The sequence below is a fragment of the Succinivibrio faecicola genome (genome assembly GCF_019448115.1).
GTDB lineage: Bacteria > Pseudomonadota > Gammaproteobacteria > Enterobacterales > Succinivibrionaceae > Succinivibrio > Succinivibrio faecicola.
This window is the reverse complement of sequence record NZ_JAGFNY010000011.1, coordinates 44,294-58,069: the sequence shown is the minus strand read 5'-3', so window position 1 is coordinate 58,069 and position 13,776 is coordinate 44,294. Positions and strand designations below refer to the sequence as shown.

Sequence of the window (13,776 nt, the reverse complement as noted above, 5' to 3'; positions counted from 1 at the left end):
TCCTCTGCATAGTCTGTATCACGGATGCGTGAACGTGCATCTGACTCGTTTTCAGCAATATTTGACTGGTTTGCAATGGTTGACTCAAGTCTGTTCTGTACTGCACCCAACTCACCACGAGCCTTGTCAACATGTGCAATAAAATCGTCAATTGTTTTTAATGTCTCTTGAGCTTCATCAACAGTTGATACCTTGAAAAATCCGTTGCTTGCTGTATTAAGAGCTGTTGCTGCAACATTAGGATCACCTGCCATTCCATTAAGAGTAAAATCTCTACTTAATGAAATTGAAATAGTATCATTTGCATTTGCACCAACCTGGAATGCTATTTTTCCATCTGTACCTACAAGACCTTTATTTGGACCAGCTAATATTTCCTGACCAGCAAAGGTTGTCTTACATGCAATACGGCCAATTTCACTACATAAAGCTTTAACTTCTTCCTGGATTGCTCCACGATCAGCAGTTGTATTTGTACCGTTAGCAGACTGTAGTGATAAGGTACGGATACGCTGTAACATGTTGGTTACTTCATCAAGAGCACCTTCAGCTGTCTGAGCAAGTGCAATACCATCATTGGCATTACGGTTACCCTGATTTAGACCGTTAATCTGAGAGGTTAATCTGTCTGAAATCTGTAAACCTGCAGCATCATCCTTTGCTGAGTTAATACGTAAACCTGATGATAAACGCTTGTAGGTTGTATCAAGAGAATGGGTTGCTTTACCTAACTGTCTGTTAGAGTTTAAGCTTGAAACGTTTGTATTTACATAAATTGCCATTTTAAAACTCCCGCTCAATTTATGAGCTAAATAATCTTTCTGTATTTGTTAACGGCAATTATTTTTTTTTCTTTAGAAATTATTTATCTTTTTTGGTAAATTTCTCTGTTTATTATTGATGCCTTATCACTCTTTTTTAGTATTACATATAAAGCACCTGCACCGCCTTTCCAGACTGGTGCAGAATGATATGCCATAACTTCAGGGATCTGTTTTAGCCAGTGAGCGACATGACTCTTCATAAGAGCTTTAGGATTTGATCTCTCGCCTTTTCCATGAATTATAAGGATTGTTCTAAATTCATGCTTTTTTGCAAAACCTATAAATTTCATAACTGTTTCATAAGCTTGCTCTATTGTTTTTCCATGCAGATCGATGTAATCTGCCTCAACATATTCACCTTTTCTTAATTTCTGTAAAACATATGGCTGAATACCAGGTCTTTTAAACACCAGAACATCATTTGGTTTAACCATATTCACAAAAGATGATGATGCTGTATCTGCTATTTCTTCTTTTGCATGTACTGCCGAAGACTGTCTTATTTTTGCAAGAGCTTCATCAATACCTTTTGATTTAAGTTCAATCTTATCTTGTACTATGACTTTTATCTCACCATCTAACAAAGATGAGAAATCTTCAGTTTTTTCTTTTGATTGCTCTTTTAACAGTTCTAAAAAATTTTCTTTATCTGACATTGTATTTATAGAGAAAAAACGATTTTCTGAATAACACAAAGGCAAACAAACATAACCCCTACAAATCTGATTTTATTGTACAGCCTTAAAGCAGATCTTGAATCAGGATCGTTTGCTCCACCAATACGGGTTAATCTTATTTTGCTGCCATTATATAAACGAGGTCCACCCAGAGAAATATTTGCATATGAACCTAATAGGTCCAGCACAGGTGATGAAATAAAACTTGTATACTCAGTTATATGCTGTTTTAAATGTTTTAAGATTCTGATAGCCGAAAATGAACACAACATCAGTGGAATAAATACAATCAGAACCGGAAATAATAAACTCTGTTCTAATTTATAAATAAATGATCCGAATACTTCGTTCTTTTTCTCTTTGAAATTAAAAGAATTATTCATCACAGCTACAAGCTGCATAACCAATGCACCTTCAAGATCAAGGATCATATACCAGACCATTATTGAAAACCAGTTTATGAACATTCTCATAGCTGTATATTCACAAAGCGCTTTGCATATTCCCATATCTGATAGTGTCATGCAGTCTCTTTTCATAAACTGCTGAAGTACTGCTCTGGCACTTTCTCTATTTTTGTTATCTATCTCCCTTTTTACAGAAAACATCTGGTACAGAGTACCTTTTGATTCAAGCAAAATAGGAAGAAGAATAAGAGACAGAATAACATCACTAGATACACAGAACCTTAGAAGTTCTAATGTCAGAACAAATGATGTAACTGTAGCTATCGGAAGAAAGATACCAGAAAATACAGTCTGTGAAATCGCATTCTCTGGTCGGTTTACTTTAGCGGCTGCCTTAGAAAAAAGGGGGGCCATTCCTGATAGGCACCACTTCTTTTTTGTAGGCAGAATCAACTCAACAACCATTGCAGTAAACAGAATTACTGCAGGATATTCAAGTATTGACACGAATGCAAAGAAAAGATCTTTTATTGAAGCTTCTTTTGCAGCATCAATTATCTGCTCTACAGGCATAAGCACTCCTATAGCATTTTTATTATTGCTAATACAAGTTTTGCACTATTCTCTGACGCGCTCTTAACGTTAAATTCGTAGGTTGCAACCTCGTTTTCATCAGCGTTATCAGAAAGGCTTCTGATAACAATGAAAGGAATATTAAAATTTGTTGCAACATGAGCTATAGGCGCACCTTCGCACTCTGTTGCAAGAGCGTCAGGAAAATTCTTTATAATTTCACTCTTTACAGCTTTATCGTTAATGAATTGATCACCTGAAACGATTAGGCCCTTTTTTACTTTAGTTCTTAACTCAGAAATTGTTTGTGACGCAATTTCAGCTTTTGCTAATAATTCTGAACTTGCATTGAATCTTTCAGGTTCGCCTGCCATCTGACCTTTCTTGTATCCAAATACAGAAAAATCAACATCGTGATATGCAACATCAGTTGAAAAAACAATATCACCGATATGTAGATTTGCTCCTAAGGCACCTGCAATGCCACAATTGATAACATAATCAACATCGTATAATGCAATCATTAAAGCGCATACAGAAGCTGCATTTGATCTGCCAATACCACTTCTTGAAAGAACAACCTCTTTTCCATCAGCAGTAGTTCCACAGTAAAAAATGCTCTTTCCTACAGTTTTTGTCTGACTGACGCTAATATTCTGTAAGAAATATTCGCACTCTTCGTCCATTGCACAGATAATACCGATTTTCATATTTTACCTCGTAATAAATATGTTTCGATTTTATCAGTTATGCATGTTTTAGTCACTAAAAGAAAAAAAACGATCGAAAAATCAACAAAATATTTTAAAAGTTTACTAGAATAAAACTTAATAAAAATGAGATTAGATTCTTTGATTTTGGATAAGAAAAGATCTCCTTTTGCAAGGAGATCCTTTACATAGAAGATTAGCCTAATAGGCTTAATGCAATCTGTGGACGGCTGTTAGCCTGGGTTAGCATTGATGATGCAGCCTGCTGAACAATTGTCTGCTGTGACAAGTTTGCAGCTTCCTCAGCATAATCTGTATCACGGATACGAGAACGAGCATCTGACTCGTTTTCAGCAATATTTGACTGGTTTGCAATTGTTGATTCAAGTCTGTTTTGTACAGCACCTAATTCACCACGTTTCTTATCAACAAAAGAAATATATGAATCAATACCTTCTAGTACATTTTGAGCTTTACATACTGTAGAAACATCAAATGATTTCTTATCGGTACTTAATCCCTTAGTTGATACTGAAGAGACTTCTTGCATTTTGCTCAACAAGAATGCAACTGACAAGTTTACTGTAACTGTATCATTAGCATTGGCACCTACCTGTAAAGATAGTTTACCTTTGCTATCTAAAAGACCTTTACCTGCACCTGCAAGAATAGAATTTCCAGCAAAGGTTGTTTTACATGCAATTCTTGCAATTTCACTTGATAACTGAGTAACTTCAGACTGAAGAGATGTTCTGTCAGTGGTAGTATTTGTACCATTTGCTGACTGAAGAGCTAGAGTACGAATTCTCTGAAGCATATTAGTAACTTCATCAAGTGCACCTTCAGCAGTCTGAGCAAGCGCAATACCATCATTAGCATTACGGTTACCCTGATTTAAACCGTTAATCTGAGCTGTTAATCTATTTGATATCTGTAAACCTGCTGCATCGTCTTTTGCTGAATTAATTCGCAAACCGGATGATAGACGCTTGTAGCTTGTATCTAATGCATGAGTTGCTTTTCCAAGCTGTCGCCCTGAGTTAATTGAAGAAATATTTGTTGAAACATATAGTGCCATTTTTCTCTCCTACGAATTAATTCCTTAATTCGAATTCGCTAGTTATATTTCTAGTTGTTTTCTTAACGGCAAATTTCGTTCACCACTTTAATATTTTTTTAAGATCTTTTTTGAATCGACACTATCATTTTGAATTTTATGCAAATTTTTATGTAATTTTTTTTTAATTTCTGTCGATATTTACCTCTTTTCATTTATTTGAGACAAAAAAAATTCAGGTCCCCTAAAAAGAGGACCTGAACTTTTTATCAGATTATAGCAAATTAGCCTACGATCTGACGGAGCATGCAGCGTAATGGCTCTGCTGCACCCCATAATAACTGGTCACCAACAGTGAATGCTGATAAGAAGTTATCACCCATGTTCATCTTACGTAAACGGCCGATAGGTACATATAAAGAACCTGATACCTTAGCTGGAGTCAGCTCCTTAAGAGTTACTTCCTTGTGGTTCTCGATTACTCTTACCCACTTATTCTGAGATAGAATTAACTGCTCTACATCATTTAAAGGAATGTTCTTGTTTAACTTGATAGTTAATGCCTGGCTGTGGCAACGCATTGAGCTGATACGTACGCAGTTACCGTCGATCTTTAATGACTCATCAGCGTAGCCTAAAATCTTGTTAGCTTCAGCCTGGCTCTTCCACTCTTCACGGCTCTGACCATTCTCAAGCTCTTTATCAATCCATGGTAAAGCACTGCCAGCTAAAGGAGCACCGAAATTGTCTGTTGGGAATGATGCATCATTCATCTTTGCACGAACCTTACGCTCGATATCAAGAATTGAGCTGTGTGGATCTGCAAGTTCTGAATTAACACAGTCATATAATGAACCCATCTGACATAAAAGTTCACGCATATTCTTAGCACCAGCACCAGATGCTGCCTGATAGGTCTGAGTAGAAATCCACTCAACATTACCAGTCTTGATTAGACCAGCTAAAGCGATTAAAAGTAAGCTTACAGTACAGTTACCACCAATATATGACTTGATACCGTCATTTAAAGCCTTGTCTAAAACTTCATGATTTACAGGGTCAAGAATAATCTTGGTGTCCTTTTCCATACGTAATGTTGAAGCAGCATCAATCCAGTAGCCATTCCAACCAGTATCACGTAGAGCTTTGTACATTTTAGTAGTGTAATCGCCACCCTGTGCAGTGATAATGATATCCATAGCTTTTAAAGCATCTAGATTATAAGCGTCCTGGAGAACACCATTATCTTTACCGCCAAATGAAGGAGCCTTCTGACCTGCCTGAGAGGTTGAGAAGAATACAGCATCGATTACAGAAAAATCATTTTCCTGTACCATACGCTCCATTAATACGGAGCCTACCATTCCACGCCATCCGATTAGACCTACTTTTTGCATTATATCCTCACAAAATTTGCAAAATTTAATTAATCTTCATTATGTAATATATTATTCTTATCACAGATAAACTCCCTGTGATAGGAATTATTCGATGCGTCAATGTTAACCTTTACGGTTTTTCCTGCCGCCGTTAGCTGAACAATATGTTCAATATTGCAGAATTTATTTGACACATTTTTAACAAAAGAGTCCAAAGCTGTTAAGAACTCTTGTGAATCATTTTTTGAATTTTCTGCTTTTACAATAGTCACAATCACGCTGTTATCGACAGTATCAATCTTTTGTAAGATAGTCTGCCCTTGAGCATCAAGCTTTAATGGTAATTGCCCGCGCAGAGATATCAGTGAAGGTTCATCACTGTTTCTGGTGAATTTACAGTAACCATAATAAAGTGCAAGTCCCATTATTATAATGATAAAAATCCTAAAATTGTTTCTTATTTTTGATAAATTAGTATTTTTTTCTGCATTAAAATAGGAAATTCTTCTGATAGCTCTGTCATAAAATCTGCTTTTTACCTCTGAACTATCTGTGTTACTATCTGTTTTTTCTTGATTTTTATTGTTTTCTATCTCTTCTTCTTGCATTTCATTTTCAAAGTCTTCTTCTAATTGTGCAATCCTCTGTTTTATTCCCTTTTTCAGATATTTAACTTTAAGAGGACTTTCTTTTCTTAATTCAAGAGATCTTTTTGTATTCCCTGTTATCCGTCTCATATGACTTACTGCAATAGATGCCATGGAAGGACCTGCAAGATTAACAGGTTTTTCCTTTTGCTCTGAACTTTGCAAAATAGTATTTTCAAAGTCATTTTTTACGCCATTATCTGTGATACCGACGGTGCAGTTATCAGTATTCTCATCATTTTGTTTAATAATGGAATTGTTTGTTTCTTCCACAGCTATATTTTTGTCCTTATCCGAATTTGACATATGAAAATCAACCTTAAAAATCACTGTTTATGTTATCATACGATATTTTCATAAATAATAAACAATTGCATAGTCTACAGGATTTATCATGACTCAGATTCTAGGCAAAGATGCACCGGTTGAACAGAGCATCGCTCATTTTGAGGAAATTTTAAAGAAATTAAATATCAGTGTGACTGAATCTAACTGGATGAACCCGCTTGAAGATGTGTACTCGGTTAATCTTTCAGTTACATCATGCCCTACACTCTACTCTAATGGAAAAGGTTCATCTCGCCTAGCCGCTAGAGCTTCAGCATATGGTGAACTTTTTGAAAGACTTGCAACTCATATGGAGTTTTCTGATTATTATCTTGGTTTGGATAACTCAAATGCCCCTTTTGTTCATTTCAAAGATGAAAAATGGACAAATATTGAGGAAAACCAAAATCAAATCCCAAATGAAATATTAAATGCATCATTGCGCAAATTCTATACTCAAGAATGTGATTTAACTCTTGAAAACCTTGTTGATCTGCAGTCTTCTTCATACTCAAGAGGTGTTTGCTCCATTCCTTTTACAAATGCAAGAAATGGAGAGATCGTATACTTTCCTGTAAACCTACTAGACAATCTGTACGGTTCAAACGGCATGTCAGAGGGAAACAGCGAATATGAAGCCTTAGTTCAGGGTCTTTCAGAAATTATCGAAAGACATGTGAAAAGAGAGATTATAAAGAAAGGTCTTGCCCTTCCTGCTGTTCCTGATGAAATTTTACAAAAATATGAAAAATCATATAAATCACTAAAAGATCTTCAAGGCGATGGATTGAAAGTCGTATGTTATGACGCTTCTCTTGGTGGAAAATTCCCTGTTGTCTGCATCGTAATGTTCAATCAGAGAAACGGAACTTGCTTTGCATCTTTTGGAGCTCATCCTATTTTTGAAGTTGCTTTAGACAGAACAATAACTGAACTAATGCAGGGACGCTCATTTAGCGATCTTGATAACTTTGATGAACCTGATTTTGATTTAAACAAAACATCAGATATTGTAAATCTTGAAAGCCATTTTGTAGATTCAACCGGAATTCTGCCAATGCAGATGTTCAGAAAAATACCTGACTATAGATTTGTAGCCTGGGATTTTTCAGGAAGCACAAAGGAACAGTACAAAGCTTTAAGATATATGATTGCAAAACTTGGCTTTGATATTTATATCCGCTCATACAATTATCTTGGTGTATATGTTTACAGAACCATTGTTCCTGGAATGTCTGAAATCTATCCAGTAGACGATCTAGTTTATAACAACACAAATCTTGGTATCGATTTTCAGGATGCACTGCTCTCTTTGCCAGATACTGATGAAACTGAAGAAACATATGAAAGCTATCTTCAGGAACTTGAAAATGAAGAGTTTGATAACGATACAAATGTTTGCTCTTTATTGGGTGTACTCCCAGATGAGAAATCCTCTTGGGAAAATCTAAGAATGGGTGAATTAAAATGTCTAGTTGCACTTGCAGCAAAAAATTATGAAGCTGCTTCTGAATATGCAAAATGGACTCTTCTATATAACAACGAAAGTATGTCTCTTGAGAACAGAGCTTTCTACCAGTGCATTATAAAAATTACAGACTGTCTGACTACAGGAAGTTTGAAGCTTGAAGATTATATTGATGGACTCAAGCTTTTATACGGAGAGAAAACAGTTGAAAACGCACTTGATCATATTGAGGGAAGAAAACGTTTCAACAATCTTGTGGGGAGTGATCTGAATATGAAGAGTTTTACCGCCCATCAGGAATTAATTAGAATCTACAACATATTAAAAGAGGCTCAAAGTTCATATAATGATTAAGATTGTATCTACCCTATTTTTGTTATTAACAGCAACCTTCATTCTTTCTGGTTGTGCACCAAAAGTTGAAGATAATAGTTTTAGTCTGCTAACTCAGGAGAAAAGAGAAAAAAAACTCAATGACATAAATGAGCTTGAAGAGTTTGGCAAAATTGGACTTTTCTCAAGATACAAAAATGCATCATTCTCTGTAAACTGCGCATATTCATATAACAAAAACAAGTTTTCATTGGCATTTACTGGACCTATGGGAATGCAATATGCGCTTATTGAAGTTTATGCAAATGGTACAACCTACATAAATGCTCAGGGAAAAGAATTAAAAGGAGAAAATGCAAGAGAGCTTTTAAAGGAGAATTTCAAGCTTGATATTCCAGTAGAAGATCTTCACAGAGTAATGATAGGTCTTCCAAGAGGAAAGGTAATTTATGACAATCTTGGCTATGCAAAAGAAGCATTGGTGGAAGATCAGTATAAGGTAATATACAGAAGCTATAAACCAATCAAAGAATATGTACTGCCAAATCTGCTTGAAATAATCACACCACAGACAAAAATTGTTTTAAGAATCAGTGACATCACCACTGTAAAGTAATAATTATGACTACAGTCACTACAATAAGCCCATGCAAATTAAATCTCTTTTTGTATATAACTTCAAAAAGAGATGATGGTTATCATAATCTTCAGACTCTGTTCGTTATTCTCAATCACGGCGATAAGATGACCTTTATCGATACAAATGACGATGAGATTTTGCTCTTAACTGATTTTGGCTTTCCTGTTGAAAAGAATCTTATTTACAAAGCAGCAATGGCTTTAAAAAGAGAGACTGGCTGTCAAAAAGGCTGCAAGATAAGTATCGATAAGATCCTTCCTCAAGGGGGAGGTCTTGGTGGTGGGTCATCAAATGCTGCAACAACATTGCTTATTTTAAATAAGCTTTGGGAGCTGAATCTGCCTGAAAATACTCTTATAAATATTGGAGCAAAACTTGGTGCTGATGTTCCTGTATTTATCAAAGGTTGCACTTGCTTTGCAGAAGGAATCGGAGAAATTCTTACAGAAAAGAAGATAAAAAATAGATACTACCTTGTTGCAACACCTGAGTGTTCAGTCCCTACAGCAAAGCTTTTTGCTCATGAGAAACTAAAAAAGGATTCAAAAGTCAGAACCTTTGATGAACTCATAAATACACCTTTTGCTAACTGTTTTGAAAAGGTTGTTGTACACGAGTATCCAGAAGTTCAAAATCTACTTTCAATTTTAAGTCAGTATGGAAGAGCCTTTATGTCTGGAAGTGGATCATCTTGCTTTGTGGGCTTTGACAATCTTGAAGACGCAAAAAAGGCACAAAAGCACATAACTAAACTTAATATCAAAAACTTTTTAACAGAATCCACAGATAGATCACCTGTACTTAAAACCCTTGATACAATTATAGAAAATCAAAGATAACCTTTTTTTTCATATTTCAAAAAAGAAATTTTCTTCTTTTATGTTTTCTGCAAAAGTTTTAAAATAGCCATGTTTCTGAAAATCTCAGAAACATGTTTTTTTCTAACCACTCAGGATCACATATCTTATGGCTGATATGAAGCTTTTTGCCGGTAATGCAACACCGGACTTAGCAAAAAAAATCGCAGACAGACTTTATACAAGACTTGGAAATGCAACTGTAGATCGTTTTTCTGACGGAGAAATTCATGTTCAGATTAATGAAAACGTTCGTGGTTGTGATATTTTCATCATCCAATCAACCTGCGCTCCTTCAAATGATAATCTGATGGAACTTATCGTTATGATCGATGCTCTTCGTCGTGCATCTGCAGGTCGTATTACAGCTGTAATCCCTTACTTTGGTTATGCTCGTCAGGACAGACGTTTACGTTCTGCTCGTGTTCCTATTACTGCAAAAGTTGTTGCTGACTTTTTATCAACCGTTGGCGTTGACAGAGTTTTAACTGTAGATCTTCATGCAGAACAGATCCAGGGCTTCTTCGATGTTCCTGTAGACAACTGCTTCTCTTCACAGATCTTTGTTGATGATATGAAGACTCTGAACCTAAAGAATCCTTGCGTTGTTTCTCCTGATATGGGTGGTGTTGTTCGCGCTCGTGCAATTGCAAAATTATTGGACAATGCAGATATTGCTATCATTGATAAGCGTCGCCCACGTCCTAACGTGTCTGAGGTTATGAACCTTATCGGTGATGTTAAGGATCGTGAATGTATCATCGTTGATGACATTATTGATACTGGTGGCACCTTGTGTAAGGCTGCAGCAGCTCTAAAAGAGAGAGGAGCCAAATCAGTTACAGCTTATGGTACTCATGCTGTACTTTCTGGTGATGCATACAAGAATATTTCAGAATCATCGATCGATCGCCTGATCGTTTCAGATTCTGTTCCTGCAACAGACAAGTTCCAGAAGTTAAAGTGTTTCCGCCAGTTAACTCTTGCTCCTATGCTTGCAGAAGCAATTCGCAGAATTAATAACGAAGAATCTATTTCTGCAATGTTTGAACAAAACTAATATCAGTTCAAACAAAAAAAACGTTATCTAAAAACGAAAAGTCTTTATGATAACGTTTTTTTTATTCGTAAATTATTCTTCTTCTTCTCTTTTTTCCTTAATAATGCCAACGGCACGCTCTACAGCATCAGTCCATGTCATTGCATGAGAGATATAACCATATATATCCTCTTTATTGAGAGTAACACCTGCATCTGATGCAATATTAAGAGCATCATCAATTCTGTGCTCTGTGAGTGCCAAAAGTACACTAATTATAACTGCAAGCTGTCCACCTGATTCTGAATAACATGAGGTAATAGCATTTAAAGGAAACTCATCAAATGTAGCTTCTTTAGTGTCATGCAACATCACCTGAGCAAAACGGAGAAAACCAGCAATAAAAGCCTGTGGCGCTGTAATATCGTCACACAAATTCTGAGCAAAAAGATCAACTAATTTGCCAAAATACAGTGAATGAATAAAAGGCTCATAATTTACATTATCAAGAGAAAAAGGCTTTTTATTCTGCTCGCAAACCTGTTTATCAGATAACACGAAAAGATTAAATGCTACTGCAATTGCAAGAAAATTTCTGATATCAAGCTGGGTAAGTCCCTGCTTATCAGCTAAATTACTGCCCTTCTTGATTGTAAGATTTGCTAAATGCTTTGAAGCAACCATGCCTTTCATTGCATTAGACATCAAAGGATAACTTGCTACAACTGAGCTGATTTCCTTATAGTCATAAATAGATGAAAACAGCTGAGCAAATGTTCTTAACATCTCATGCTGCCATCGTGGACGTTCCATTTTGTACTGATAATTGTCTGACGCTACCGTACCTAGAACAAAATCAAAATTCTTTGCCTCTGTACGATTGAAAGATACAACTGACATCTCACGTTTAAAGCCGATTGTCTTAACATCAGGGATCTTCTTTTTGAGCTGTTCAACTATACTCATAAATTCGGCAGCAGTTGCATAATCTATAAGCAGATAGTCAATACAAGCTAAAACCTCATCATCAGATCCGACCTCACCCATTGCATCTACTCGGATTGCGAATTTCATTCCCATCTTTCGCAATTTTAATATTGTCTCTTTATACTCGGGGTTAAGTTCTATAGAGTTTTCAAGCCACATGATGACATTAGAAACATCATATTTACGAACCTGCTTTAACCATATGGAAGTTGGCACTGTTGGTATCATAAGTGCAGGAGCTTTACCTAATAGTACTCTTTGATTATTGAAAGTGAAGACATCTCTAAGAAGAGATGGGACATTCTCTTTTCTGCAGAATCCAAAATTAAAAGTATTACCAGCAGAAAGCTCAAGACAGTAAAATGCAGTCTGGCCTTCAGCATTCTGAACAGCTATTCTGTCATAAACACGGCATAGTAATGATGGATTTACATCATCATTTTGTAGTACCTTACCTCTTAATGCCCAACTGTCAGTCATAAATATTCACCTGCTCTATTTTAATTTTTCTAATAAACGCTGATGGATACCATTAAAGCTTCCATTACTCATAACAAGAATGGAGGTTCCTTCAGGAGAAGCCTTTACAATATCATCGACAAGCTTTTCAAAATCACTTTCAACATGAAGAGGCTTTGTACTTTGAGATTCAAGCTCTTTTACATTCCATGTAACATTTGATGGTGCATAAACAAAAATCTCATCTGCATGCTTAAATGACTGAGCTAATTTTTCATGGTTTGCACCAAGTTTCATAGAATTAGATCTTGGCTCAAATACTGCAACCAGCCTCTTATTATCGCCAAGTCTTGCTCTAAGACCTGCAGTTGTAAGTTCAATAGCAGTTGGATGATGCGCAAAATCATCATATACGCTAACTCCATTAACACAGCCTTTAAGCTCCATTCTGCGCTTTGGAAGCTTAAATGTTTCAAGGGCTCTTGCCGCATCCTTAGCGCTAATGCCTGTATACATAGCAGCCCTTATAGCCATTAAAGCATTTTGAACATTATAGGTACCTGTTGCCTCATAATGTACGCTGTATACAAATGAATCACCATCATATACATCAAAATTTGAACCATCAGGAGTCTTTAAGATTGCATGTAAGCCATCTTTCCTGCCAACTGTATACAGCTCACTCCAGCAGCCCATATCGATAACCTCATCTAGGTATTTTTCACCTTCAGATTTGATTATCAGACCTTTTGACGGAACTGTTCTTACCAAGTGATGGAACTGCTTTTGAATATCTTTGACGCTATCAAATATATCAGCATGATCATATTCAAGATTGTTCATAACAAGAACTTGTGGATGATAATGAACAAACTTTGAACGCTTATCAAAGAAAGCACAATCATATTCATCAGCTTCAATAACAAAATACTCACTATCAGTGTTACGAGCAGAAATACCAAAGTTTTCTGGAATTCCGCCAATCAGAAAACCAGGATTTTTGCCATTGAACTGTAAAATCCAGGCTAGCATTGAGGATGTTGTTGTTTTTCCGTGAGTTCCTGCTACTGCAAGAACTGTCTTGTTAAGAAGGTAATGCTCTTCAAGCCACTGAGGACCTGAGACATATTTGTATTTTTCATCAAGCATGCGCTCAACTACTTCCATACCTCGTCTCATAACATTACCGACAACAATTAAATCTGGTTTATCATCTAACTGAGATGCATCAAAGCCCTGAATGAGTTTGATTCCAGATTGTTCAAGCTCTGTTGACATTGGTGGATATACATTTTTGTCTGAGCCTGTAACCTTATGTCCTGCTTGTTTAGCAATCATTGCGATACCTCCCATGAATGTACCGCAGATGCCTAAAATATGAATATGCATTAT

Annotated in this window: 13 protein-coding genes; 4 read left to right on the top strand and 9 right to left on the bottom strand. The window is 36.1% G+C overall.

Going from position 1 to position 13,776, the window contains the following annotated elements:
* From J5V48_RS04725 to J5V48_RS04695, 7 genes are all read right to left on the bottom strand, one after another.
* On the bottom strand, positions 1 to 782 hold a 782-nt coding region (locus tag J5V48_RS04725), incomplete at its 3' end, for a flagellin N-terminal helical domain-containing protein (protein ID WP_219937413.1).
* 83 nt (positions 783 to 865) lie between these two features.
* Positions 866 to 1,480 (bottom strand): Smr/MutS family protein, encoded by a 615-nt coding sequence (locus tag J5V48_RS04720; RefSeq protein ID WP_219937412.1) that lies wholly within the window; start codon positions 1,478 to 1,480, stop codon positions 866 to 868.
* A gap of 5 nt (positions 1,481 to 1,485) precedes the next feature.
* Complete coding sequence (locus J5V48_RS04715; protein WP_219937411.1) at positions 1,486 to 2,481, bottom strand: cobalamin biosynthesis protein; 996 nt, start codon at positions 2,479 to 2,481, stop codon at positions 1,486 to 1,488.
* A gap of 8 nt (positions 2,482 to 2,489) precedes the next feature.
* Entirely contained in the window at positions 2,490 to 3,191 is a 702-nt protein-coding gene (locus J5V48_RS04710; protein ID WP_219937410.1) for a 5'-methylthioadenosine/adenosylhomocysteine nucleosidase, read from the bottom strand.
* Between the two features lie 196 nt (positions 3,192 to 3,387).
* Positions 3,388 to 4,269 (bottom strand): flagellin N-terminal helical domain-containing protein, encoded by an 882-nt coding sequence (locus J5V48_RS04705; protein WP_219937409.1) that lies wholly within the window; start codon positions 4,267 to 4,269, stop codon positions 3,388 to 3,390.
* Between the two features lie 263 nt (positions 4,270 to 4,532).
* Entirely contained in the window at positions 4,533 to 5,645 is a 1,113-nt protein-coding gene (gene asd / locus J5V48_RS04700; protein WP_219937408.1) for an aspartate-semialdehyde dehydrogenase, read from the bottom strand.
* A gap of 29 nt (positions 5,646 to 5,674) precedes the next feature.
* Positions 5,675 to 6,604 (bottom strand): hypothetical protein, encoded by a 930-nt coding sequence (locus tag J5V48_RS04695; protein WP_219937407.1) that lies wholly within the window; start codon positions 6,602 to 6,604, stop codon positions 5,675 to 5,677.
* A gap of 64 nt (positions 6,605 to 6,668) precedes the next feature.
* Between J5V48_RS04695 and J5V48_RS04690 the strand changes: the two genes are divergently transcribed.
* From J5V48_RS04690 to J5V48_RS04675, 4 genes are all read left to right on the top strand, one after another.
* Entirely contained in the window at positions 6,669 to 8,423 is a 1,755-nt protein-coding gene (locus J5V48_RS04690; RefSeq protein WP_219937406.1) for a YcaO-like family protein, read from the top strand.
* On the top strand, positions 8,416 to 9,018 hold the full coding sequence (locus J5V48_RS04685) for a lipoprotein insertase outer membrane protein LolB (protein WP_219937405.1): 603 nt from the start codon (positions 8,416 to 8,418) through the stop codon (positions 9,016 to 9,018). Before J5V48_RS04690 ends, J5V48_RS04685 begins: the two co-directional genes overlap by 8 nt.
* A 5-nt stretch (positions 9,019 to 9,023) precedes the next feature.
* Positions 9,024 to 9,881: a 4-(cytidine 5'-diphospho)-2-C-methyl-D-erythritol kinase gene (ispE, locus tag J5V48_RS04680; RefSeq protein ID WP_219937404.1), complete on the top strand. Its 858-nt coding sequence runs from the start codon at positions 9,024 to 9,026 to the stop codon at positions 9,879 to 9,881.
* A gap of 127 nt (positions 9,882 to 10,008) precedes the next feature.
* Positions 10,009 to 10,959, top strand: a complete 951-nt coding sequence (locus J5V48_RS04675; RefSeq protein WP_219937403.1) for a ribose-phosphate pyrophosphokinase — start codon at positions 10,009 to 10,011, stop codon at positions 10,957 to 10,959.
* A gap of 72 nt (positions 10,960 to 11,031) precedes the next feature.
* Here J5V48_RS04675 and J5V48_RS04670 read toward each other — a convergent pair whose 3' ends face one another.
* Positions 11,032 to 12,405: a hypothetical protein gene (locus J5V48_RS04670; protein WP_219937402.1), complete on the bottom strand. Its 1,374-nt coding sequence runs from the start codon at positions 12,403 to 12,405 to the stop codon at positions 11,032 to 11,034.
* A gap of 15 nt (positions 12,406 to 12,420) precedes the next feature.
* Positions 12,421 to 13,773 (bottom strand): UDP-N-acetylmuramate:L-alanyl-gamma-D-glutamyl-meso-diaminopimelate ligase, encoded by a 1,353-nt coding sequence (mpl, locus tag J5V48_RS04665; RefSeq protein WP_219937401.1) that lies wholly within the window; start codon positions 13,771 to 13,773, stop codon positions 12,421 to 12,423.
* Between the last annotated feature and the right edge of the window lie 3 nt (positions 13,774 to 13,776).

Bases quoted from the DNA above. Each gene is read 5' to 3' on its own strand.
- J5V48_RS04720 (WP_219937412.1), bottom strand. From the start codon at position 1,480: ATGTCAGATAAAGAAAATTTTTTAGAACTGTTAAAAGAGCAATCAAAA.
- J5V48_RS04715 (WP_219937411.1), bottom strand. From the start codon at position 2,481: ATGCCTGTAGAGCAGATAATTGATGCTGCAAAAGAAGCTTCAATAAAA.
- J5V48_RS04710 (WP_219937410.1), bottom strand. From the start codon at position 3,191: ATGAAAATCGGTATTATCTGTGCAATGGACGAAGAGTGCGAATATTTC.
- J5V48_RS04705 (WP_219937409.1), bottom strand. From the start codon at position 4,269: ATGGCACTATATGTTTCAACAAATATTTCTTCAATTAACTCAGGGCGA.
- asd (WP_219937408.1), bottom strand. From the start codon at position 5,645: ATGCAAAAAGTAGGTCTAATCGGATGGCGTGGAATGGTAGGCTCCGTA.
- J5V48_RS04690 (WP_219937406.1), top strand. From the start codon at position 6,669: ATGACTCAGATTCTAGGCAAAGATGCACCGGTTGAACAGAGCATCGCT.
- J5V48_RS04685 (WP_219937405.1), top strand. From the start codon at position 8,416: ATGATTAAGATTGTATCTACCCTATTTTTGTTATTAACAGCAACCTTC.
- ispE (WP_219937404.1), top strand. From the start codon at position 9,024: ATGACTACAGTCACTACAATAAGCCCATGCAAATTAAATCTCTTTTTG.
- J5V48_RS04675 (WP_219937403.1), top strand. From the start codon at position 10,009: ATGGCTGATATGAAGCTTTTTGCCGGTAATGCAACACCGGACTTAGCA.
- J5V48_RS04670 (WP_219937402.1), bottom strand. From the start codon at position 12,405: ATGACTGACAGTTGGGCATTAAGAGGTAAGGTACTACAAAATGATGAT.
- mpl (WP_219937401.1), bottom strand. From the start codon at position 13,773: ATGCATATTCATATTTTAGGCATCTGCGGTACATTCATGGGAGGTATC.